Below are 897 nucleotides of genomic sequence, written 5' to 3'. Positions count from 1 at the left end.
ACAGCCGATCCGGTTTCAGGGGCAGTGGATCGATGAGGAGTCCGGGCTTTATTACAATCGCTACCGGTACTACGATCCAACGCAGGGTCGGTATGTGACGCAGGATCCGATTGGGTTGATGGGGGGAGTAAATCTGTTCGCATATCCTTCCGACCCCATTGTCGGAAGAGACCCGCTTGGCCTTCGTCGCTCCCCCATACGTACTGCTGGCACTGCTGGCACCTCGTCGTCAATGGGTCGATCAGGCGGTTGGAGCTACGGACATTTCTATCCTAGCATCGGCCGAACGAGTGCTGAAGCAGTTCCGGTATTGCTCGGAGGCTCGGGAAGGCCTACACCATGGTCCATATCCCAAAATCGTGCATACCGTGAGATCGTTGAGACTTATGGGAATTTTCCTAGTCCTGCCAAGCAACTCCCGGGTGGGTGGGGCGGAATTAACGACCCATGGACCTTACCAGAGCTTCCGACTCCGCCTAAACCAAGCCTCGAATGCACAAAGAAAGAATCTGAGGAGCTCAAAATCGAATGAACTGGAAGTTTATTGTTACTCTTGTAATCGTCATGTCTGCCCTATTAGCCTCGGTACTATCTATGCTTGGCATACGCCCTGAGAATACTTCAGACTATGAGTGCAACAAGCAATGCCGAACCGATGGATATCAACGTGGACATTCTGTCCCATTGCTCCAAATTCGACCATTAAAGCAAAACGCATATAATGGGCCATGGAAATGTGAGTGCATTAAGTAGGTGCCCGCCGTCCACAACCAGGGCAATCGCACCTTCATGTCATCACCCCGAGCAGTTCTGCGCGAAATTTGTCCGACGTAGCGGCCAGCATGCGCTTGGTCTTTATGCTGCCCTTGCGTGATGTGTTCAATCGGAGGAGGTTCA

General features: G+C 52.3%; 1 protein-coding gene. It reads left to right on the top strand.

The genetic code is table 11. The features are described 5' to 3' along the window. The first annotated feature begins 7 nt into the window (after positions 1-7). On the top strand, positions 8-532 hold the full coding sequence (locus DNK49_RS25290) for an RHS repeat-associated core domain-containing protein (RefSeq protein WP_368737419.1): 525 nt from the start codon (positions 8-10) through the stop codon (positions 530-532). Positions 533-897: the final 365 nt, after the last annotated feature.

It is taken from the genome of Parazoarcus communis SWub3 = DSM 12120 (assembly GCF_003226565.1).
Classification (GTDB): Bacteria; Pseudomonadota; Gammaproteobacteria; order Burkholderiales; family Rhodocyclaceae; genus Parazoarcus; species Parazoarcus communis.
Note: the sequence above shows the minus strand (reverse complement) of the source record. Positions and strands in the feature narration are given on the sequence as shown.